Origin of the sequence: Enterobacter asburiae (assembly GCF_007035645.1) — a bacterium.
Taxonomy (GTDB): domain Bacteria; phylum Pseudomonadota; class Gammaproteobacteria; order Enterobacterales; family Enterobacteriaceae; genus Enterobacter; species Enterobacter asburiae_B.
The window spans coordinates 2,727,246-2,747,080 of the sequence record NZ_AP019632.1; the positions used below are offsets into that span (position 1 = coordinate 2,727,246).

General features: G+C 53.8%; 23 protein-coding genes. 12 read left to right on the plus strand and 11 right to left on the minus strand.

What is annotated here, in order from left to right:
* Window positions 1-46: 46 nt before the first annotated feature.
* Both ansA and pncA read left to right on the plus strand, forming a co-directional pair.
* A complete protein-coding gene (gene ansA, locus FOY96_RS12980) occupies window positions 47-1,063 on the plus strand; it encodes an asparaginase (RefSeq protein WP_008500705.1) in 1,017 nt (338 codons plus the stop codon).
* A gap of 9 nt (window positions 1,064-1,072) precedes the next feature.
* Window positions 1,073-1,714, plus strand: a complete 642-nt coding sequence (pncA, locus tag FOY96_RS12985; RefSeq protein ID WP_143347213.1) for a bifunctional nicotinamidase/pyrazinamidase — start codon at window positions 1,073-1,075, stop codon at window positions 1,712-1,714.
* Window positions 1,715-1,759: 45 nt separating this feature from the next.
* On the opposite strand, the gene FOY96_RS12990 is transcribed toward pncA, so the two are convergent.
* Window positions 1,760-2,023: a YeaC family protein gene (locus FOY96_RS12990; RefSeq protein WP_196238666.1), complete on the minus strand. Its 264-nt coding sequence runs from the start codon at window positions 2,021-2,023 to the stop codon at window positions 1,760-1,762.
* Between the two features lie 56 nt (window positions 2,024-2,079).
* Window positions 2,080-2,493 carry a peptide-methionine (R)-S-oxide reductase MsrB gene (gene msrB / locus FOY96_RS12995; RefSeq protein WP_008500710.1) on the minus strand — a complete coding sequence of 138 codons (414 nt, stop codon included), beginning with the start codon at window positions 2,491-2,493 and terminating at the stop codon, window positions 2,080-2,082.
* 340 nt (window positions 2,494-2,833) lie between these two features.
* Here msrB and gapA point away from each other — a divergent pair, with 340 nt between their 5' ends.
* Window positions 2,834-3,829, plus strand: coding sequence for a glyceraldehyde-3-phosphate dehydrogenase (gene gapA / locus FOY96_RS13000; protein WP_023311257.1), 996 nt, complete (start codon window positions 2,834-2,836; stop codon window positions 3,827-3,829).
* Between the two features lie 74 nt (window positions 3,830-3,903).
* The gene (locus FOY96_RS13005) at window positions 3,904-4,788 is read left to right on the plus strand and encodes a D-hexose-6-phosphate mutarotase (RefSeq protein WP_143347214.1); all 885 of its coding nucleotides are present in this window, start codon (window positions 3,904-3,906) and stop codon (window positions 4,786-4,788) included.
* A 78-nt stretch (window positions 4,789-4,866) separates the two neighbouring features.
* Here the strand turns inward: FOY96_RS13005 and FOY96_RS13010 are convergent, their stop codons facing one another.
* A complete protein-coding gene (locus FOY96_RS13010; protein ID WP_023311255.1) occupies window positions 4,867-5,613 on the minus strand; it encodes a MipA/OmpV family protein in 747 nt (248 codons plus the stop codon).
* A 431-nt stretch (window positions 5,614-6,044) separates the two neighbouring features.
* Here FOY96_RS13010 and yeaG point away from each other — a divergent pair, with 431 nt between their 5' ends.
* The 3 genes from yeaG to FOY96_RS13025 all read left to right on the plus strand — a co-directional run bounded on the left by yeaG (window position 6,045) and on the right by FOY96_RS13025 (window position 9,937).
* Window positions 6,045-7,979, plus strand: coding sequence for a protein kinase YeaG (yeaG, locus tag FOY96_RS13015; RefSeq protein ID WP_008500713.1), 1,935 nt, complete (start codon window positions 6,045-6,047; stop codon window positions 7,977-7,979).
* A gap of 75 nt (window positions 7,980-8,054) precedes the next feature.
* Window positions 8,055-9,338 (plus strand): YeaH/YhbH family protein, encoded by a 1,284-nt coding sequence (locus FOY96_RS13020; RefSeq protein WP_032651499.1) that lies wholly within the window; start codon window positions 8,055-8,057, stop codon window positions 9,336-9,338.
* 98 nt (window positions 9,339-9,436) lie between these two features.
* Complete coding sequence (locus tag FOY96_RS13025) at window positions 9,437-9,937, plus strand: YbaK/prolyl-tRNA synthetase associated domain-containing protein (protein ID WP_048975691.1); 501 nt, start codon at window positions 9,437-9,439, stop codon at window positions 9,935-9,937.
* A gap of 21 nt (window positions 9,938-9,958) precedes the next feature.
* Here FOY96_RS13025 and yoaI read toward each other — a convergent pair whose 3' ends face one another.
* Entirely contained in the window at window positions 9,959-10,063 is a 105-nt protein-coding gene (yoaI, locus tag FOY96_RS13030; RefSeq protein WP_087822389.1) for a small membrane protein YoaI, read from the minus strand.
* 145 nt (window positions 10,064-10,208) lie between these two features.
* On the opposite strand from yoaI, the gene FOY96_RS13035 reads away from it, so the two are divergent.
* Complete coding sequence (locus tag FOY96_RS13035; RefSeq protein WP_024908579.1) at window positions 10,209-10,655, plus strand: DUF441 domain-containing protein; 447 nt, start codon at window positions 10,209-10,211, stop codon at window positions 10,653-10,655.
* Here FOY96_RS13035 and FOY96_RS13040 read toward each other — a convergent pair.
* Window positions 10,639-11,430: an AraC family transcriptional regulator gene (locus FOY96_RS13040; protein WP_143347215.1), complete on the minus strand. Its 792-nt coding sequence runs from the start codon at window positions 11,428-11,430 to the stop codon at window positions 10,639-10,641. The genes FOY96_RS13035 and FOY96_RS13040 overlap by 17 nt on opposite strands.
* A 99-nt stretch (window positions 11,431-11,529) precedes the next feature.
* Here FOY96_RS13040 and FOY96_RS13045 point away from each other — a divergent pair, with 99 nt between their 5' ends.
* The gene (locus FOY96_RS13045) at window positions 11,530-12,717 is read left to right on the plus strand and encodes a CynX/NimT family MFS transporter (protein ID WP_143347216.1); all 1,188 of its coding nucleotides are present in this window, start codon (window positions 11,530-11,532) and stop codon (window positions 12,715-12,717) included.
* Window positions 12,718-12,749: 32 nt separating this feature from the next.
* Here the strand turns inward: FOY96_RS13045 and FOY96_RS13050 are convergent, their stop codons facing one another.
* Window positions 12,750-13,457: a CTP synthase C-terminal region-related (seleno)protein gene (locus tag FOY96_RS13050; RefSeq protein WP_033145239.1), complete on the minus strand. Its 708-nt coding sequence runs from the start codon at window positions 13,455-13,457 to the stop codon at window positions 12,750-12,752.
* 101 nt (window positions 13,458-13,558) lie between these two features.
* Here FOY96_RS13050 and FOY96_RS13055 point away from each other — a divergent pair, with 101 nt between their 5' ends.
* On the plus strand, window positions 13,559-13,903 hold the full coding sequence (locus tag FOY96_RS13055) for a DUF488 domain-containing protein (protein WP_143347217.1): 345 nt from the start codon (window positions 13,559-13,561) through the stop codon (window positions 13,901-13,903).
* On the opposite strand, the gene FOY96_RS13060 is transcribed toward FOY96_RS13055, so the two are convergent.
* Both FOY96_RS13060 and FOY96_RS13065 read right to left on the minus strand, forming a co-directional pair.
* Window positions 13,904-14,209 carry a nuclear transport factor 2 family protein gene (locus tag FOY96_RS13060; RefSeq protein ID WP_126794568.1) on the minus strand — a complete coding sequence of 102 codons (306 nt, stop codon included), beginning with the start codon at window positions 14,207-14,209 and terminating at the stop codon, window positions 13,904-13,906. It lies immediately after the preceding gene.
* 80 nt (window positions 14,210-14,289) lie between these two features.
* Complete coding sequence (locus FOY96_RS13065) at window positions 14,290-14,544, minus strand: putative hemolysin (RefSeq protein ID WP_023311246.1); 255 nt, start codon at window positions 14,542-14,544, stop codon at window positions 14,290-14,292.
* Between the two features lie 308 nt (window positions 14,545-14,852).
* Here FOY96_RS13065 and FOY96_RS13070 point away from each other — a divergent pair, with 308 nt between their 5' ends.
* Window positions 14,853-15,881 carry a sensor domain-containing diguanylate cyclase gene (locus FOY96_RS13070; protein WP_143347777.1) on the plus strand — a complete coding sequence of 343 codons (1,029 nt, stop codon included), beginning with the start codon at window positions 14,853-14,855 and terminating at the stop codon, window positions 15,879-15,881.
* Between the two features lie 45 nt (window positions 15,882-15,926).
* Window positions 15,927-16,025, plus strand: coding sequence for a YoaK family small membrane protein (locus FOY96_RS13075; RefSeq protein ID WP_029739841.1), 99 nt, complete (start codon window positions 15,927-15,929; stop codon window positions 16,023-16,025).
* Between the two features lie 130 nt (window positions 16,026-16,155).
* Here the strand turns inward: FOY96_RS13075 and FOY96_RS13080 are convergent, their stop codons facing one another.
* The 3 genes from FOY96_RS13080 to FOY96_RS13090 all read right to left on the minus strand — a co-directional run bounded on the left by FOY96_RS13080 (window position 16,156) and on the right by FOY96_RS13090 (window position 19,807).
* The gene (locus FOY96_RS13080) at window positions 16,156-16,404 is read right to left on the minus strand and encodes a GlsB/YeaQ/YmgE family stress response membrane protein (RefSeq protein WP_006174788.1); all 249 of its coding nucleotides are present in this window, start codon (window positions 16,402-16,404) and stop codon (window positions 16,156-16,158) included.
* Between the two features lie 284 nt (window positions 16,405-16,688).
* The gene (locus FOY96_RS13085; RefSeq protein WP_370642431.1) at window positions 16,689-18,173 is read right to left on the minus strand and encodes a sensor domain-containing diguanylate cyclase; all 1,485 of its coding nucleotides are present in this window, start codon (window positions 18,171-18,173) and stop codon (window positions 16,689-16,691) included.
* A gap of 113 nt (window positions 18,174-18,286) precedes the next feature.
* Complete coding sequence (locus tag FOY96_RS13090; RefSeq protein WP_143347218.1) at window positions 18,287-19,807, minus strand: EAL domain-containing protein; 1,521 nt, start codon at window positions 19,805-19,807, stop codon at window positions 18,287-18,289.
* Between the last annotated feature and the right edge of the window lie 28 nt (window positions 19,808-19,835).

Consider the following 19,835-nt stretch of genomic DNA (forward strand, 5'->3'; position numbering starts at 1 on the left):
CGCGAAGAGGGGATTTTTTTCTTTTGAAGAACAAGAACTCACTACCATGCAGAAGAAATCGATTTATGTAGCCTACACTGGCGGTACCATCGGTATGCAGCGCTCTGAAAACGGCTATATCCCTGTCTCCGGCCACCTTCAGCGTCAGCTTGCGCTGATGCCAGAATTCCACCGTCCGGAGATGCCTGACTTCACCATCCACGAATACGAGCCGCTGATGGACTCCTCCGACATGACGCCGGAAGACTGGCAGCACATCGCGGATGACATTAAAGCCCATTACGACCAGTACGACGGCTTCGTGATCCTGCACGGTACCGACACCATGGCGTTTACCGCCTCGGCGCTCTCCTTCATGCTGGAGAACCTGAGCAAGCCGGTTATCGTCACCGGGTCGCAAATCCCGCTGGCGGAGCTGCGCTCGGACGGGCAGATCAACCTGCTGAACTCCCTGTACGTGGCGGCGAATTACCCGATTAACGAAGTGTCGCTGTTCTTCAATAACCGTCTGTATCGCGGCAACCGTACCACCAAAGCCCATGCCGACGGTTTTGACGCCTTCGCCTCCCCTAACCTGCAGCCGCTGCTGGAGGCCGGGATTCATATCCGTCGTCTGGGCACGCCGCCTGCGCCGAACACCGCCGGCGAGCTGATCGTGCATCCGATCACTCCGCAGCCGATTGGCGTGGTCACTATCTACCCGGGTATCTCTGCGGACGTGGTGCGTAACTTCCTGCGCCAGCCGGTGAAAGCGCTGATTTTGCGCTCCTATGGCGTCGGCAACGCGCCGCAGAACGGCGAATTCCTGAAAGAGCTGCAGGAAGCCAGCGAGCGCGGAATTGTGGTCGTGAACCTGACACAGTGTATGTCCGGAAAGGTCAACATGGGCGGCTATGCCACCGGTAACGCGCTGGCGCACGCCGGGGTGATCAGCGGCTTCGATATGACCGTTGAGGCAACGCTGACTAAACTTCACTATTTACTGAGTCAGGATCTGGACATTCAGTCCATTCGCAGCGCGATGATGCAAAACCTGCGCGGCGAGCTGACCCCGGACGAATAAGGAGTGCTCATGAAGCAACGCGCCCTGCTACTGGTCGATTTGCAAAATGATTTCTGCGCGGGCGGTGCGCTGGCCGTCGCCGAAGGCGACAGCACCGTTGACGTGGCAAACACGCTGATTGACTGGTGCAAAGCCCGCGGTGAAGCGGTTGTCGCAAGCCAGGACTGGCACCCGGCGAACCACGGCAGCTTTGCCAGCCAGCACAACGTTGAGCCGTTCACTCAGGGGGAACTCGACGGGCTGGCGCAAACCTTCTGGCCGGATCACTGCGTACAGCAGACGGAAGGCGCGGAACTGCATCCGCTTCTGAATCAGAAAGTCATCGACGCGGTGTTCCATAAAGGTGAAAACCCGGCTATCGACAGCTATAGCGCGTTTTTTGATAACGGGCATCGCCAGAAAACGGCGCTGGACGCGTGGTTACGCCACCATGAAATCACGGAGCTGATCGTGCTGGGCCTGGCGACGGATTACTGCGTGAAGTTTACCGTGCTGGACGCGCTCCAGTTAGGGTATACCGTCAACGTCATCACCGACGGCTGCCGCGGGGTGAACATTCACCCGCAGGACAGCGCTCAGGCGTTTATGGATATGGCTGCGGAAGGCGCAACGCTGTATACGCTCGAAGACTGGCTGGAAACGCAGGCGTAGTCTTTTACGCCCTCTCCCTGTGGGAGAGGGTATCAACCTGCACCGTTATTGCATTTTCATCGTCGCAATCGGCTTCGGCGTGATGCCAAAGTCTTCTTTCAGCTCGCGCTTGCTCTTCATGACCATCTGGCCTTTGGTGTCGATCGTCATGTGCTGCGCGTCGGTGTTATTGCGCGCCTGCCACAGCATCACCAGCTGCAAACTGTTCTCTTTTTGCTCCGGCGTCAGCGCAACGCCGTCGGGCCATTTTCCCAGTTCTACGGCGGTCACCAGACGCTGATAAATCTCCGGCGTCATGCCGCTAATCATGTCATCAATATTCACTCTCGCGCCCTTTCAAAGGAATAATTTGCTGAATCGTTTTTTCAACCCTTAATCTGGTCACCGTTTTCATCATCGGTGAAGCTCATTGAGGCTGAATTTACGCAGAAACGCTCGCCCGTAGGCTGGGGGCCATCCGGGAAGACGTGCCCAAGGTGCGCATCGCAGTTGCCGCAGCGAATTTCCGTACGCACCATGCCGTGCGACGAGTCGGTCAGGTAGCGGATGGCCTCATCGCTCACCGGCTCGTAGAAACTCGGCCAGCCGCAGCCAGAATCAAATTTCGTTTGTGAATTGAACAGAGGCGCATCGCAGACCAGGCAGTGGTAGACGCCGTCTCGCTTGTTGTGCAGTAAACGCCCGGTGAACGGCGGTTCCGTTCCGTGATTCTGCGTCACGTAAAACTGCATTTCTGTGAGGTTTTTTTTCAAATCGTCAGGGTTACGTTGGTTCGACATATGCTTACATCTCGCTGTAGAAACAGACATCTTTCAACCCGGATTCTAACAAAACATTAACACCCTTGCGTGCACTTTTGATCTAAACTTATGTGTCGCGAATAAGCGGTCAGGCAATTGTGATCACGTTCACATTTTTATCCTGCGAGGACTTTAAAATCCCGGCTCAGCCCCCATATGGGTGCAAGCTCAAAGGGAAAGTGAGGCGAGTCAGTCGCACAAACGTTAGTCACAGGATTGATTTGTCGCAATGATTGACACGATTCCGCTTGACGCTGCGTAAGGTTTTTGTAATTTTACAGGCAACCTTTTATTCACTAACAAATAGCTGGTGGAATATATGACTATCAAAGTAGGTATCAACGGTTTTGGCCGTATCGGCCGTATTGTTTTCCGTGCTGCTCAGAAACGTTCTGACATCGAAATCGTTGGTATCAACGATCTCCTGGACGCTGAATACATGGCGTACATGCTGAAGTACGACTCAACTCACGGTCGTTTCGACGGCACCGTTGAAGTGAAAGACGGCCACCTGGTTGTTAATGGCAAAACCATCCGCGTTACTGCTGAAAAAGACCCAGCTAACCTGAAATGGAACGAAATCGGTGTTGACGTTGTTGCTGAAGCAACCGGTATCTTCCTGACCGACGAAACTGCGCGTAAACACATCACCGCTGGTGCGAAGAAAGTTGTTCTGACTGGTCCTTCCAAAGACAACACCCCAATGTTCGTTCGTGGTGCAAACTTCGAAACTTACGCTGGCCAGGATATCGTGTCTAACGCATCCTGCACCACCAACTGCCTGGCACCGCTGGCTAAAGTTATCAACGACAACTTCGGCATCATCGAAGGTCTGATGACTACCGTTCACGCGACTACCGCTACTCAGAAAACCGTTGATGGCCCGTCTCACAAAGACTGGCGCGGCGGCCGTGGCGCGGCTCAGAACATCATCCCATCCTCTACCGGTGCTGCTAAAGCTGTAGGTAAAGTACTGCCAGAACTGAATGGCAAACTGACTGGTATGGCGTTCCGCGTTCCAACTCCTAACGTATCCGTTGTTGACCTGACCGTTCGTCTGGAAAAAGCTGCTTCTTATGAAGAAATTAAGAAAGCGATCAAAGCTGCTTCCGAAGGCGCAATGAAAGGCGTTCTGGGCTACACCGAAGACGACGTTGTATCTACCGATTTCAACGGCGAAATCTGCACTTCAGTATTCGATGCTAAAGCAGGTATCGCACTGAACGACAACTTCGTGAAACTGGTTTCCTGGTACGACAACGAAACTGGCTACTCTAACAAAGTACTGGACCTGATCGCTCACATCTCCAAATAAGTTGAGATGAGTGTTTGATCCAAAAAGGCGACTTCGGTCGCCTTTTTTATTGTTTTTAGACAGAGGATTGCTTAATGACTAATAAAATTTTTGCACTTCCGGTAGTCGAACAACTTACCCCTGTGCTCTCCCGCCGTCAGATTGACGGTGCTGATGTCATCGTCGTTGACCACCCACGCGTTAAAGCCTCCGTAGCGCTCAACGGCGCCCACCTGCTCTCCTGGAAACCGGAAGGCGAAGCAGAAGGCTTATGGCTGAGCGATGCGACCTCCTTCAAAAAAGGGGCCGCAATCCGCGGTGGCGTACCGATCTGCTGGCCGTGGTTCGGCCCGTCCGCACAGCCGGGTTTGCCTTCTCACGGTTTCGCCCGCAACCAGCAGTGGACGCTGAAAGCGCATAACGAAGATGACAACGGCGCAGTGCTGACCTTTGAGCTGCAGGCTAATGATGAAACCCGCGCCCTCTGGCCGCACGATTTCACCCTGTATGCCCGCTTCAAGCTGGGTAAAACCTGTGAAATCGAACTGGAAGCTCACGGCGAGTTCGAAACCACCTCTGCCCTGCACACCTATTTCAACGTGGGTGATATCAGCGCCGTGAAGGTGAGCGGCCTGGGCGATGTCTATATCGACAAAGTGGATAACGCGAAAGAAGGCAAACTGAGCGACGGCGTTCAGGCATTCCCTGACCGTACCGACCGCGTTTACCTGCACCCGGAAGCGTGCAGCGTGATCCACGACGGCGCCCTGAACCGCGGCATTGAAGTGGTCCATCATCATCACAGCGACGTGGTGGGCTGGAACCCGGGCCCTGCGCTGTCCGTAAGCATGGCCGATATGACGGATGATGGCTACAAAACGTTTGTCTGCGTGGAAACCGCTTGCGTGAGCAACCCGCAAAAAGCGAGTGAGGAAAAACCGTCTCGTTTAGGGCAGACGATTCGCATTGTTAAGCGATAAATTCACTGCACCACGCTAAAGCAAACGGGGCGCAAGCGCCCCGTTTTAATGCAAAGATTGCACTGAATTAATGCACAATCAGAACTTGTAGCTCACGCCCACCGAGAAGATGCCTGCCCAGGACTTATCGACCATCGGGCTATCCTTCACTTCATCGCTCAGACGCTCATAGCGGCCGGTACCGTACACGCTCCAGTCGCCAAGGAAGTTGTAGCTCGCGGTCAGCTCCAGGTAAGGATCCCAGCCGTCATCTGCACTGTAGCTTTTCAGACCACTACGGCGGGACTCGTTTTTAGAGACGCCGTAGTAGTAGTCGTTGTAGTTCTCGCTGTTGTACTGCACACCGATACCCGGCGTCAGGGTGAGCCCACCGTTGGTGTAGCGGTACAACCACGCCAGATCCCAGATAAAGCCGTTGCTGTTATCCAGCGTGTCACCCGCCAGTGCCGTACGCAGGAAGCCATACTCGGTGTTATGTACATACGAGAGCCCGGCCATCATGGTGCTTTTACGCTTGTCGAGCTGGCGAAGCGCATGGCTGTCGCTGTCACCCGGCTTGAAGTGCGTTGGGTCGTAGTAGGCCATGATGGAGAGCTTATCGGCCTTATCGTTCCAGAGATAGTAGCCGCCGCCGAGCCCGCGGAACCAGACGTTGTCGCCTTCATAGGTGATAACGGGAACAGGATAAACATCACGGTCATACTGTTTATACGGGCTGTTAATGACGCCAACACCCGCGCCAACCGTCCACTGACTTTCCGCCTGTGCGGTGTTCACTGCGGTCGCGGCAAAGATGCCTAATGCCAGAAGTTTGAGTTTGGTCACAATCCATTCTTTCCTGTAGTCAAATAATCAGCGGATGAAGTGTAACCGCCATTCCCGTACATCCCAAAATTTTTTGCCTGCTAATCAGTCTGATTAACCCGTTATTTTTAACTTTTCAGATGACAACCCGCTTTCATTTATATGACCACTGAATGAAAAACGTGCATTTGTCTTATAACGACAGTGGAAATTTTTGGATGAGTTATTGATATGTCATTGAAAGTAGATTTTCTGGGCATGCAAGTTTTGCAAATGCCATCTACGCTTTAATTTAAGAAGAGTTTTCCTGAACACCCTGCGGTTCTTAGCGTCTGACCTGGCACACAGGTTGCTGCTCTGGCAGTGAGGTGCGAGAGATTCTCTTCCGGGAGCCTCCACTACTCATACGAACGGCTCTTATCCTGTGCTAAAAAACGAAAGGACGGCATGCCATGAATATATTCGATCACTATCGCCAGCGCTATGAAGCTGCCAAGGACGAAGAGTTCACACTGCAGGAGTTTCTTACCATCTGTCGGCAAGATCGCAGTGCCTATGCCAATGCGGCAGAACGGCTATTAATGGCTATTGGTGAGCCAAACATGGTTGACACTGCCCTGGAGCCTCGGCTTTCCCGTCTCTTTTCGAATCGGGTGGTCGCCCGATATCCGGCGTTTGAAGAGTTCTATGGTATGGAAGATGCCATCGAACAGATTGTCTCCTATCTGAAGCATGCCGCTCAGGGTCTGGAAGAGAAGAAACAGATCCTCTATTTACTCGGCCCGGTGGGGGGCGGTAAATCCTCGCTGGCTGAACGCCTGAAGTCGCTGATGCAGCGCGTTCCTATTTATGTGCTGAGCGCCAACGGTGAACGCAGCCCGGTGAACGACCATCCGCTGTGCCTGTTCAATCCGCAGGAAGACGCGCAGATTCTGGATAAAGAGTATGGCATCCCGCGTCGCTACCTCGGCACCATCATGTCGCCGTGGGCGGCAAAACGCCTGCACGAGTTTGGTGGCGACATCACCAAATTCCGCGTGGTGAAGGTCTGGCCGTCTATCCTTGAGCAGATCGCCATCGCCAAAACAGAACCCGGTGATGAGAACAACCAGGATATCTCGGCGCTGGTGGGTAAAGTCGATATCCGTAAGCTGGAAAACTTCGCGCAAAACGATCCGGATGCCTACGGTTACTCAGGCGCGCTGTGCCGTGCGAACCAGGGGATTATGGAATTCGTCGAGATGTTTAAAGCACCGATTAAAGTGCTGCATCCTCTGCTGACGGCGACCCAGGAAGGCAACTACAACGGGACGGAAGGTATCTCCGCCCTGCCGTTTAACGGGATTATTCTCGCCCACTCGAACGAATCTGAATGGGTGACCTTCCGTAATAATAAAAACAATGAGGCCTTCCTTGACCGCGTGTACATCGTCAAGGTGCCTTATTGCCTGCGGATCTCCGAAGAGATCAAAATTTACGAGAAACTGCTTAACCACAGCGAGCTGGTGCACGCTCCTTGCGCACCCGGCACGCTGGAAACGCTGTCGCGCTTCTCCATCCTTTCGCGTCTGAAAGAGCCGGAAAACTCCAGCATCTATTCGAAAATGCGCGTCTATGACGGTGAAAGCCTGAAAGATACCGACCCGAAAGCGAAGTCGTATCAGGAATACCGCGACTATGCCGGGGTTGATGAGGGGATGAACGGTCTGTCCACGCGCTTCGCGTTTAAGATCCTCTCCCGCGTCTTTAACTTCGACCATGCGGAAGTGGCGGCCAACCCGGTTCATCTGTTCTACGTGCTGGAGCAGCAAATCGAACGCGAGCAGTTCCCGCAGGAGCAGGCTGAACGCTACCTTGAGTTCCTCAAAGGTTACCTGATCCCGAAATACGCCGAGTTCATTGGCAAAGAGATCCAGACGGCCTACCTGGAATCCTATTCAGAATACGGGCAGAACATTTTCGACCGTTATGTCACCTATGCTGACTTCTGGATCCAGGATCAGGAGTACCGGGACCCGGATACCGGCCAGCTGTTTGACCGTGAATCCCTGAACGCGGAGCTGGAAAAAATCGAGAAGCCTGCCGGGATCAGCAACCCGAAAGACTTCCGTAACGAGATTGTCAACTTTGTCCTGCGCGCCAGAGCGCATAACAACGGGCGCAATCCGAACTGGACCAGCTACGAGAAACTGCGCACGGTCATCGAGAAGAAAATGTTCTCCAATACCGAAGAGCTGCTGCCGGTGATCTCGTTTAACGCCAAAACCTCAACCGATGAGCAGAAAAAGCACGACGACTTTGTCGACCGTATGATGGAAAAAGGCTACACCCGCAAGCAGGTCCGTCTGCTCTGCGAATGGTATCTGCGCGTGCGTAAATCGTCTTAAAAACAAGTGCCCGGTGGCGGTTAGCGCTGACCGGGCCTACAAAATGCAAGTTGGCAAATGCAGTACGGGGGGTATATGACCTGGTTTATTGACCGGCGTCTTAACGGCAAAAACAAGAGCACGGTGAACCGCCAGCGCTTCTTGCGTCGTTATAAAGCGCAAATTAAACAGTCTATCTCCGAGGCCATCAACAAACGCTCGGTGACCGACGTCGACAGCGGCGAGTCTGTCTCCATCCCCACCGATGACATCAGCGAACCGATGTTTCATCAGGGGCGAGGCGGCCTGCGCCATCGCGTACACCCAGGTAATGACCACTTCGTTCAGAACGACAGAATTGAGCGTCCTCAGGGCGGCGGCGGTGGTTCAGGAAGCGGTCAGGGACAGGCCAGCCAGGACGGTGAAGGTCAGGACGAATTTGTCTTCCAGATTTCGAAAGACGAATATCTCGACCTGCTGTTTGAAGACCTGGCGCTGCCGAATCTGAAAAAGAATCAGCATCGTCAGCTTAATGAATACAAAACCCATCGCGCGGGCTATACCGCCAACGGCGTGCCCGCCAATATCAGCGTCGTGCGTTCGTTGCAGAATTCGCTGGCGCGACGAACGGCCATGACGGCGGGCAAACGGCGCGAACTGCGCGAGCTGGAGAGCAGCCTGAAGGTCGTGGAAAACACGGAACCGGCGCAACTGCTGGAAGAGGAGCGTCTGCGTAAAGAGATTGCGGAACTAAGAGCGAAGATCGAACGGGTACCGTTTATCGACACCTTCGACCTGCGCTACAAGAATTACGAAAAACGCCCTGAGCCCTCCAGCCAGGCGGTGATGTTCTGTCTGATGGACGTTTCCGGCTCGATGGACCAGGCCACGAAGGATATGGCGAAGCGTTTTTATATTCTGCTCTATCTGTTCCTGAGCAGAACCTATAAGAACGTGGAGGTGGTCTATATCCGCCACCACACTCAGGCGAAAGAGGTGGATGAACATGAGTTCTTCTACTCGCAGGAGACCGGCGGGACCATCGTATCAAGCGCCCTGAAGCTGATGGATGAAGTGGTGAAAGAGCGTTACGACCCGGCGCAGTGGAACATTTATGCCGCGCAGGCGTCCGATGGCGACAACTGGGCCGATGACTCACCGCTGTGTCACGAGATTCTGGCGAAGAAAATTCTGCCGGTGGTGCGTTACTACAGCTATATCGAAATTACCCGTCGCGCGCACCAGACCCTGTGGCGGGAGTATGAACATCTGCAAGCAATGTTCGATAATTTTGCCATGCAGCATATCCGTGACCAGGATGATATTTATCCGGTGTTCAGGGAGCTGTTCCACAAGCAATCTGCTACCAGCAACGCATAATCCAACAGCCAGCGAACCCGCTGGCTGTTTTCTTTCGACCCCGTTCATCCCATGCTAATGTAGCACCCTGCATACAGGATTATCACCGGGAAATCGTTATGACTGACGACGTTATTGGGGCAGGAACCCACCAGCAGCTCATTACCTTACTCACCGAACAGGGCGCGCGGTTTCGCGTCATGGAGCACGAGGCGGTTGGGAAATGCGAAGCGGTAAGTGAAATTCGCGGAACCGATCTGCGGCAAGGCGCAAAAGCCCTGGTCTGCAAGGTGAAGGGAAACGGCGTAAAAAAACACGTTCTGGCGATCCTCGCCGCCGATCTGCAGGCCGACCTGAGCCAGCTTGCCAGCCATTTTGGCGGGCTGAAGGCCTCCCTCGCCAGCCCTGCCGAGGTCGATAGCCTGACCGCCTGCGTTTTCGGCGCGATCCCGCCCTTTAGCTTCCATCCTGATTTGGCGCTGGTTGCCGACCCGCTGCTGTTCGAGCGCTTTGACGAAATCGCCTTTAACGCCGGTTTACTGGAGAAATCCGTGATTATGGATACCCAGGATTACCTTCGCATCGCCCGTCCTGAGCTTGTGAACTTCCATAAAGCGTAACCGTGATGGCTGGCGACCCTGTCAGCCTTTTCTTTCCAGAAACAGCACGGAGGCGACGAGAATAATGGCAATAGCAAAAAACGATGAGGAGATAATCAGCGTTTCAACAAACATGTGATCGTTCATGATGGCGACCCCTTTTGCGATATCTGCCTTCGTTTTAATCCGCGTAAATGACAAGGTTATGACAGCAATATAATCTTTTTAAAACTGTCCTCCGCCGCGTTTGCGCGTAAAGTAAGCAAGTTGATTATTTTGGCAAGGATTCCCTATGTTTGACCCTACTCTGCTCATTCTTCTGGCACTCGCCGCGCTCGGCTTTGTCAGCCATAACACCACGGTCGCCATCTCGATTCTGGTGCTGATTATTGTTCGCGTGACCCCGTTAAATACCTTCTTCCCGTGGATAGAAAAACAGGGCCTTACCATCGGGATCATTATTTTAACCATCGGGGTAATGGCGCCTATCGCCAGCGGCACGCTTCCCGCCTCAACCCTGCTGCACTCGTTTGTAAACTGGAAATCGCTGGTGGCGATCGCGGTGGGGATTTTTGTTTCGTGGCTGGGCGGGCGCGGCGTTACGCTGATGAGCAGCCAGCCCTCGCTGGTGGCGGGTCTGCTGGTGGGCACCGTGCTGGGCGTGGCGCTCTTTCGCGGCGTTCCGGTGGGGCCGCTGATTGCGGCAGGCCTTGTCTCTCTGTTTATTGGGAAGTCGTAGTCAGGCTGGCCATATAACGCGCCGGCGTCTGGCCCAGTCCCTTTCTGAACATGGTGATAAACGCGGTGGTAGAGTCGTAGCCAAGTGTCTGTGCCACCTGCTGTACCGATTTCCCACCGATCAAATGCTGTAACGCCACGATCAGCTGCAGCTGGTGACGCCAGCGGCGAAAGCTTAAGCCGGTCTCTTTCACTACCAGCCGCGCCAGGTTGCGTTCGCTCATGGCAAAGTGGCTCGCCCACTGCGTCAGCGTCTGCCAGGCGGCGGGCTCTTCCGCCATTTTCTCGCTCATCAGCCGAATTTTAGGATGGGGCGAGACGGGCAGCTGCAGATGCTCCTGACGCTGGAGCGGCAGCTCGTCAAACAGAACGTCTACCAGGCGCGACGTGGCCGCAAGAGAGAGTTGTTCACGCGATTTTTCCGCCAGGGATAAAATCAGCTCCCGCACCAGAGGGGAGATTTTCAGGGTGCAGCAGCGGTCGGGCAAGCTTGCCGCCCCCGGTTCAATGAACAAAAAGCAGAGCTGCGCGCCCGGGGTGGCCCTGTTGCTGTGCAGCATCTGGCCGGGGATCCAGACGGCGTACTGGGGCGGAACCATCAGCATGGCATTTTCCACTTCGCAGGTGATCGCGCCGCCGAGGGCCAGAATCAGCTGCCCCTTACGGTGATGATGCCGGGGAATATACTGTTCCTCCGCCACCACGCGGATGCGAAATGCGACGGCCGCATCGTGCTGGCTATCGGGATCATAGCCGTCCAGTCCCAGACCAATCATCAGTTTGTCCGATTTTAGCGATAAACTGTCATTTTAGCCTGATTTCAACCGCCGGGAAAATCGGTATTGTGTGCGCTCGCTTGAACGTATGAGAACATAATGACTACTGCTATTCGCACCTCAGGAAAACACGGCGCGCTGTTGATTGCAGGCATCCTGATGATTGCCACTACGCTTCGCGTCACCTTTACCGGCGCAGCTCCGCTGCTCGACACTATTCGTCTTGATTATGGCTTAAGCACGGCGCAAACCGGTCTGCTGACCACCCTGCCCCTGCTGGCTTTCGCCCTTGTCTCACCCCTCGTCGCAGGCGTTGCCCGACGTATCGGCATGGAGCGCAGCCTGTTTGTCGCCCTGCTGCTGATTTGCGCCGGGATTGCACTTCGCTCTCTGCCTTCCGCCGCGCTGCTTTTCATCGGAACCGCGGTCATCGGCTGCGGAATTGCGCTCGGGAACGTGCTGTTACCCGGATTAATTAAGCGTGACTTCCCGGGCCAGGTAGCCCGACTCACCGGGGCCTATTCCCTGACAATGGGCGTCTCGGCGGCGTTTGGCTCAGCGATGATTGTTCCCCTGGCGCAGGGTAGCGCGGGCTGGCATAGCGCGCTGCTGATGCTGATGGCGTTTCCGCTGGTCGCGCTGCTGCTCTGGCTGCCGCAGTGGCGCCAGAAACACGTTGCGACGGTAACGGGCGCTGGCGCGCTGCATAACCGCGCCATCTGGCGCTCGGCCCTCGCCTGGCAGGTCACGCTCTTTTTGGGGATTAACTCGCTGATTTACTACGTCATCATCGGCTGGCTGCCGGCGATATTGCTCAGCCACGGCTACAGCGAAGCGCAGGCCGGCTCGGTGCACGGACTGTTGCAGCTGGCCACGGCCGTGCCGGGGCTTGCCGTTCCGCTGATCCTCCACCGTCTGAAAGACCAGCGGGGGATCGCCGGCGCGGTGGCGCTGATGTGCGCGGTAAGCGCGGCGGGGCTATGGTTTATGCCTGACATGGCGGTGATGTGGACGCTGGTGTTTGGCTTTGGCTCTGGAGCAACGATGATCCTCGGCCTGACGTTCATCGGTCTGCGCGCCAGCTCCGCGCACCAGGCTGCGGCGCTGTCCGGCATGGCGCAGTCGATTGGCTATCTGCTCGCCGCCTGCGGCCCTCCGCTGATGGGGAAAATTCACGATAGCGCGGGAAATTGGCAAATCCCGCTTCTGGGCTGCGCTCTGGCCGCCGTGATAATGGCACTCTGCGGCGTGCTTGCCGGGCGAGACCGGGAGATCGCGCCCCGTTAAAGACTGTGGCAGACCATCGGGTCTGCCTTTTCCTACCCGCGAGCCGCGCGCAGCATCGCCTGCACCAGCACGACCGGACGGCCTTCCAGCGCGGCACGCTCATGCTGGAATAAGGTGATCACGAAGAACGGGTGCGTAACCAGTTCTGCGGCGCGAATTTCCCCCTGTTCGTCCCAGCCCGTAACGTGCATGTCACCGCTTTCCAGCGCCTGTGCAAACGCCGGCGACACGCCATAGTTACAGTGATAGCCCTCTTCAATTTCCGGCTTGCCGTACGCTTTCGCGATCAGCGTATTTTTGCGCAGCTCAATGGCATCGGTTTTTTCCACCAGCGAGCAGGTCAGCGGCGCAATCACCATGGTGCCTTCGGTATCCGTCTCGGCATGTGCCGCATCGGCCCAGCCCAACACATTGCGGGCATACTCAATCAGCGCGTGCTGGAATCCGCCGCAGGTGCCCAGGAACGGTACGCCGTTTTCACGCGCGTAGCGCGCGGCGATAAAGGCGGCCTCGGTGTTTTTATAGGGGCTGGCAGGCACCAGCCAGATGGCATCGTAGCCCACCAGATCTTCAGGGCTTGTCAGCTCCGTGGTGGCAAGCCAGTCGTAATCGGCGGTGAGGTCAAGGACTGCGGCGGCGTCGTCAATCGCCAGCGGGATCGCCTGATGCGCAATAACACTGGGATTGTAATCGCCAACCAGCGCAATGCGCAGCGTCGTTTTAACCGGGAGGTGTTCCATGAAAGGTTCCTTATGCCAGAGTATTATCAGATAACATAAGGAACCTCAGACTACCGATCTTCTGCAATTATCACAATACCTTAAATTGGGAGGGTGGAATTATGATTCAATGCAAACGCGTATACGAGCAGGCTGGTCCGGACGACGGCTATCGGGTACTGGTGGACAAACTGTGGCCGCGCGGGGTTAAAAAGACGGACCTCGCGTATGATGAATGGTGTAAAACGCTCACGCCCTCGAATGAATTACGCAAGGCCTTTCATAGCGAAACCATTGATTTCGCCGCCTTCAGTAAAGCCTATAGGGAAGAGCTGGCGCAGCATGCTGACGAGGGAATGCGTCTGGCGACGCTGGCGAACAGGCAGACCGTCACCCTGCTCTACGCTGCCAAAGACACGAAGCAAAATCACGCCCTGGTATTAGCCGACTGGCTGCGCCATCTCTGATCAGCCGATCGCCAGCTCATTGAGGATTTGCGGCGCTTCATCGGGAGTGAGCGGCATCAGATGTTCGGCTCGGACAAAGGCAAAGCCGTGCTGATTGTCAAAGGCGTAAACATCGCCAGTCACCAGCCAAAGCGCGCGATCGGCGGTAGCGGGTAATTGCGTCATCACGCCGTTGACCGGGTTAACGAAACGCAGGCCAGGCTGACACAGGCCAAACAGCTCAACAGATTTACCAATATTTCGACGGCCTGACGCCGTGCGGGCACCGATGATCATCGCCATGCTGCCCGGTTTAAGCTGAAACATACTTCTCTCACGGTAACGATAGCCAGGGACTGACTAAGAATAATCCTAAAGAGAAGTGTATCGCAGGCAATATACGTCTGTCACCTGGTGGGTTGCGGACGATCGCGACGGTAGAGCGTCCATTCATCAATCACTTCGCCCCCCGGTAGTTTGCACTCCGTGCGTACGCCCTGCGGGCTTTGAACCGGGATCTGTTCCCCGCCTTTCTCCAGGCAGTACACGGAGGCCGGGTTCGCCATACCGATAGCGTGCGGTGGTTTCGGGGCATCGGGTGGGGTTGTTTTCGCGGTGCAGGCAGCCAGGGGAAGCGCCAGCGCCAGAAGCAGAAATCTCATCTCATTGATCCTTGTGACATCATGACAGTCTAAGGTTAACGGGTCATCGCCCCTTTCTCCATGATTTCTCCATTTTAACTGCACTTTTCAACACTATAGTGTGGCATGTTCTCGATATGACCAGAGAACATCATTCCGTAATCAAGATGTCTTTGCCCCGGTCTCAACAACGGGGCTTTTTTCTCTGCTGCTGCCCTCTCCCTGCATATATTAAATTTTTTATATTCATGTTTTACTATGCCTGAAGTCTAAAAATTCAGCATAACATGCAGATGCAGACGTCTTCTGCCTGGGAGTCATTCTACGTCATGTCGGATATTATCCTTGCCCGTGTTTCAGAAACCCTCGCCACTGAACAATCTCTTGAAGGTCTCGTTCGCCAGCTGCTGGAGATGCTGGAGATTGTGACTGACATGGAGTCGACTTACCTCACCAAGGTAGATATCGAAGCCCGACTGCAGCATATCCTCTACGCCCGCAACAGCAAGCAGATGACAATTCCTGAGGGGCTGAGCGTCCCATGGGAGGAAACACTGTGCAAGCGCGCGCTGGATAGCGACACCGTATTCAGCAACGACGTTCCCGAACGCTGGCCGGAGTGCGAGGCGGCGAAAGCGCTCGGCATTACGACCTACATGAGTATTCCTGTCCATCTTGCGGATGGTTCATTCTACGGAACGCTTTGTGCCACCAGCACGGCCAGAAAGCCGCTTAGCGAGCGCGGTGAACAGGTCCTGAAGTTATTCGCCGGTCTGATTGCCCAGTCCATTCAGAAAGAGTCGCTGGTAAACCAGCTTCGCGAAGCCAACGCAGCCCTCATCGCGTACTCTTACACGGATGCCCTTACCGGTTTACCCAACCGTCGCGCCATTTTTGAAGATTTGACCACGCTGTTTTCCCTGGCGCGTCACCTTAAACGTAACACCGTCATCGCGTTCATCGATCTGGATGATTTCAAGCTGATTAACGATCGCTACGGCCACGAGGCTGGCGACCAGTTCCTGATTGAAGTGGGCAAGCGTCTGACGGAAGAAAAACAGCAGGACGATATCATTGGCCGGCTGGGCGGCGATGAGTTTCTGGTGGCGTCGTTGAGCACATCCCACAGCGAAGGAGATAACGCGCAGGTCACGCTGCTCAAAACGCGTCTCAGCGCCTGTATTGCCGGGGAATACTGGCTGGGTAACGTCAACCTCATTTACCCCGGAGCCAGCGTCGGCGTTATCGAAGTGGACCCTCAGATAACCGATCCGGACAGCGCATTACGCGACGCAGATGTCGCGATGTATCAGGATAAGAAAGGAAAAAGCAAAACACGCTTTCTCACTATCGATTAACCCCGTACACTCTACGGCGTTACAAAAACCGAAACAGGTGATGATATGAGAATAGGGATCCTCTTCCCGGTCGTTATTTTTATAACGGCGGTGATTTTTTTAGCATGGTTTTTTGTCGGTGGTTACGCGGCGCCTGGGGCATAAATGAGAAAAACGACCCTCGTTATGCTGATCGTTGCCATCGCGGCATTTGCCGGCACGCAGCTTGGCTGGTGGTAAACGCCACTACGTAAAAAGGCCGCCATCTGGCAGCCTTTTTTAACGCTTGTAAGCCTTAGCTTTTGATTTTTCTGTAGATAAACAGAACAACCAGCGCACCAATCACCGCGACAGCGAAACTGCCGAAGTTAAAGCCATCGACTTTGCCAAAACCGAACAGCGTACTGATCCAGCCGCCGACTACCGCGCCGATAATACCCAGTATTACGGTGACGATAAACCCACCGCCATCTTTGCCCGGCATGATCCACTTCGCCAGAATACCCGCAATAAGCCCAAAGATAATCCAGGATAAAATTCCCATAACTTTCCTCTCTGTATGGTTTTTGTCATTAAATCAACGACACAAAAAAGAATAGCACAGGATTTCAGAAAGGAAATTTGTGATAAGCATCACAATGAGAGAGTGCGCAATTATTCATCAACAAAAGGGTTCAGCCGCATAAACTGTGGGGTTGCATCTTTTGTTGAGAAAGATTATCTTTCTCAACACTGAATAGTTGAGCGTAACACTCAGGTATTCAGTACGACATTGCTCACATTGCTTCCAGTATTTCTTGCCCACTCCTGAGTGGGCTTTTTTTCTGTTCATACCCCAACAAACGCGTACCGGTTACGTCCTGCGCGTTTTGCCTGGTAGAGCGCCTGGTCAGCGGCAATAATGATATTCTGCTGGCTGCCCGCGATGTCGACCGCACGCGCGGTAGAGATCCCGACGCTTACCGTCACCCGCCCAAAGGGGCTAAAATCATGCGCGATTTGCAGGGAAAACACGTTGCGAATGATCGTCTGCGCCAGTCGAAGCGCCTCCTGAATATCCGTATCAGGCAATATCAGCGCAAACTCCTCTCCGCCGTAGCGCGCCACAATCTGATTATCACGGGTAAGACTCTCCCTGAGACTGTTTCCCAGCAGCGTCAGACACCGGTCCCCTTCCGGATGGCCGTAGTTATCGTTGTATTTTTTGAAGTAGTCCACGTCCACAATCAGTATCGAAATCGCTGCGTCATGTGCGGCACAAGTCGCGATTTCAGAGAGGATTCTTTCATCAAAAATGCGACGGTTGTACAGCCCGGTCAACGCATCCTCGGAAGCGATAATCTTCAGCGCCTTATTATCTCTGGTTTTTCTGGATAAGTCGGAATACAGGAAGTATGACGCGACGATAAGTATCGCAGTGAAAACGAAAATGAGCAGCGCCAGCTGAATAGCCTGCTTGCGCCACGGTGCGAGGGCTTCATCAATGCTGACGGCCACGGTGGTCACCAGCCCGTAGCGTCGGTTTTTCTCATAGGCGTAAATGCGTTCGATTTTATCAAACCGCGAAACGGAACTGGCTATCCCGGTATTTTGTACCTTTAGGTATTTCCTGAAGAGGGGTGAATCAGAAAAAATCGTGCCGACGTAGGTATTTTTAAAGGGGTGACGGACCAGCAGCACGCCGGATTGTGTCGTTAAGCCAATGACGCCCAGATGACCAATATTAATCTGCCCGTAAAGCGCGAGAAAATTCTCAATACCCAGCGTCACCACCACGACACCGTTAAATGCCCCGGTGTGGGTTTCAAGGCGACGACTAATGGTAATGACCCATTTGCCATTGGTTCTGCTTACCACGGGCTCACCAATAAAAATCTGCTGATTTTTATTTTCCTTGTGATAGATAAAAAATGACCTGTCCGATCCTTTGCGTGGGCCTGTAAAAGTTTCATGCAGCGCGGTAAAGATATCGCCCTGAGCGTCGTAAACAACCACATTATTAATCTGGGTAAGAAGATTATCCTGATTATTTATCATCCGCTGAATATTGGTCGCCTGTTGCGGCGTCATGCCATAAATTTCGATTATGTCGGAAACGGTAGTAATTAACATTTCGCTTTGGCGCATGATTCCCTCGGTGTAGACATCAAGGGTATGGCTCAGGTTAGCAACGCTGGTATTAATTTGCTGAATTGACTGCTGTCTGGACGTGGCAATTTGGACGGCAAGCGACAGCGAGATGATCAATGAGACAATGATGACGGTAATGGTTGTTGTGTAAAAAGTATTTTTCACATGCACGAGCTTTTCCACCTTATCACGCCTGACATCCCTGGCTGACAACTCTTGTCACTGTAACAAAGCTCGGGATAAGAGGAAAATGAATTGCACTTAAGCATACAACAGAAGCTCGTCTTTATTTCGTTTTACAAACTAACGGTCTCCCTGGGTTTAGATAAAATGACTTTAATAAAATCGATATAGGAGACGGGCTTACCAAAATAATATCCCTGTAACAGGGTTATCTCATTACGGTTGAGATACTCCAGTTGCTCTTTTGTTTCTACGCCTTCAGCGACAATGCGCAAAGAGAGTTTTTTCGCCAGGTCAATGACGCAGTCCAGCAAGATGGTTGAGTCCTTTTCCTCTGAAACCCGGTTCACAAAGCTTTTATCAATTTTAATATAATCAATGGCCAGCGCATTAAGGCATGACAGCCCGGAATAACCCGTACCAAAATCATCCAGGGCAATAACAAAGCCGGCGTTATGCAGCATGTTAAGGTTCTCCACGAGGTGAGGATTATCGATCAGCGGTTCACGCTCGGTCACCTCGAGAACCAGTTTGACCTCTTTACCCTGAAACCCGTTCCCGAAGACGCGGCAGTCACCGATAAATGAAGGCGCATTAATATGCCTGGCGCTGATGTTCACCCCGATATGAAACCCGTCCGGTAGCTTAGGCAAAAGCGGCTTAAGCTGGGTCACCACTTTCGCCATCAATCCTTTAGTCAGCGGTATAATCAACCCGCTACGTTCGGCAATTGGAATAAAGACATCCGGCGGGATAAACCCTGACTTTGGATGCTTCCATCTTGCCAGGACCTCAACGCCGTACAGCCCGCCAGTATCGCCGTTCACGATCGGCTGGTAATAAGGCTCGATCTCCCCCTGCAAAATCGCTTTACGCAAATCGTCTTCAAATGAGGTGCTTTTCCCTTTGTATCGACGGATCAAAATGCCTACCGCCACCGATAGCGCGAGAATAAGCAGTATCAGGCTCCATCCCTGTTGCAAAAGCCGCGTCAGGCTAAAAAAGGCAGGAGGTTGCCAGGTCAGGCTAAAAGGAAATAGCGTTGACGCCGTAAGCGCCCCCGTCCAGGAGGCCGCTTTCCAGCCCCTCACATCGCCGTTGCGAACAAGCATGCTTTCGCCGACAACCAGCCCCAGATCCACGCTGTTCAATGCGCTTGCAATGACGTCCTGCAAATGCGCGTCACTGATGCTGACAATGACGCGCCCTCCCGCGATGGGCATCTGGAAGATAAGCACCGGAATGCCGTTCACCAGTCGATTGCCGGGTAACAGCATCAATTTTTCGGCAGGTAACGTCTCAGGATGAATAATCAACACGCCATTCCCGGGAAGGGAAGTACAGATGATTTTCCCCTGCAGCTCGATCATGATGGCGCGCAGATGCGGTTTTAGCGCTGCCTCTGTCCCCAGCGCCAGCTGTCCGCTACTGGTACACCCTTCAGCCGCAACGCGCTTTGCCGCGCTGGCCGCACTGACTGCTTCAGCCAGAATGTTTTCTATTTTTTGGGTGCTGGCCGTGGCGGTATGACTATTACTCAGCTTCGCCATCTGCCATAGCTGCCAGTTAATAATCAAAATGCCGCTCAGAAAAAGAAACAGAGCGCTAAGAATAGGGATCATCACGTTGCGCACGATGTTTTCCTTAATAGAAAAAACAAGC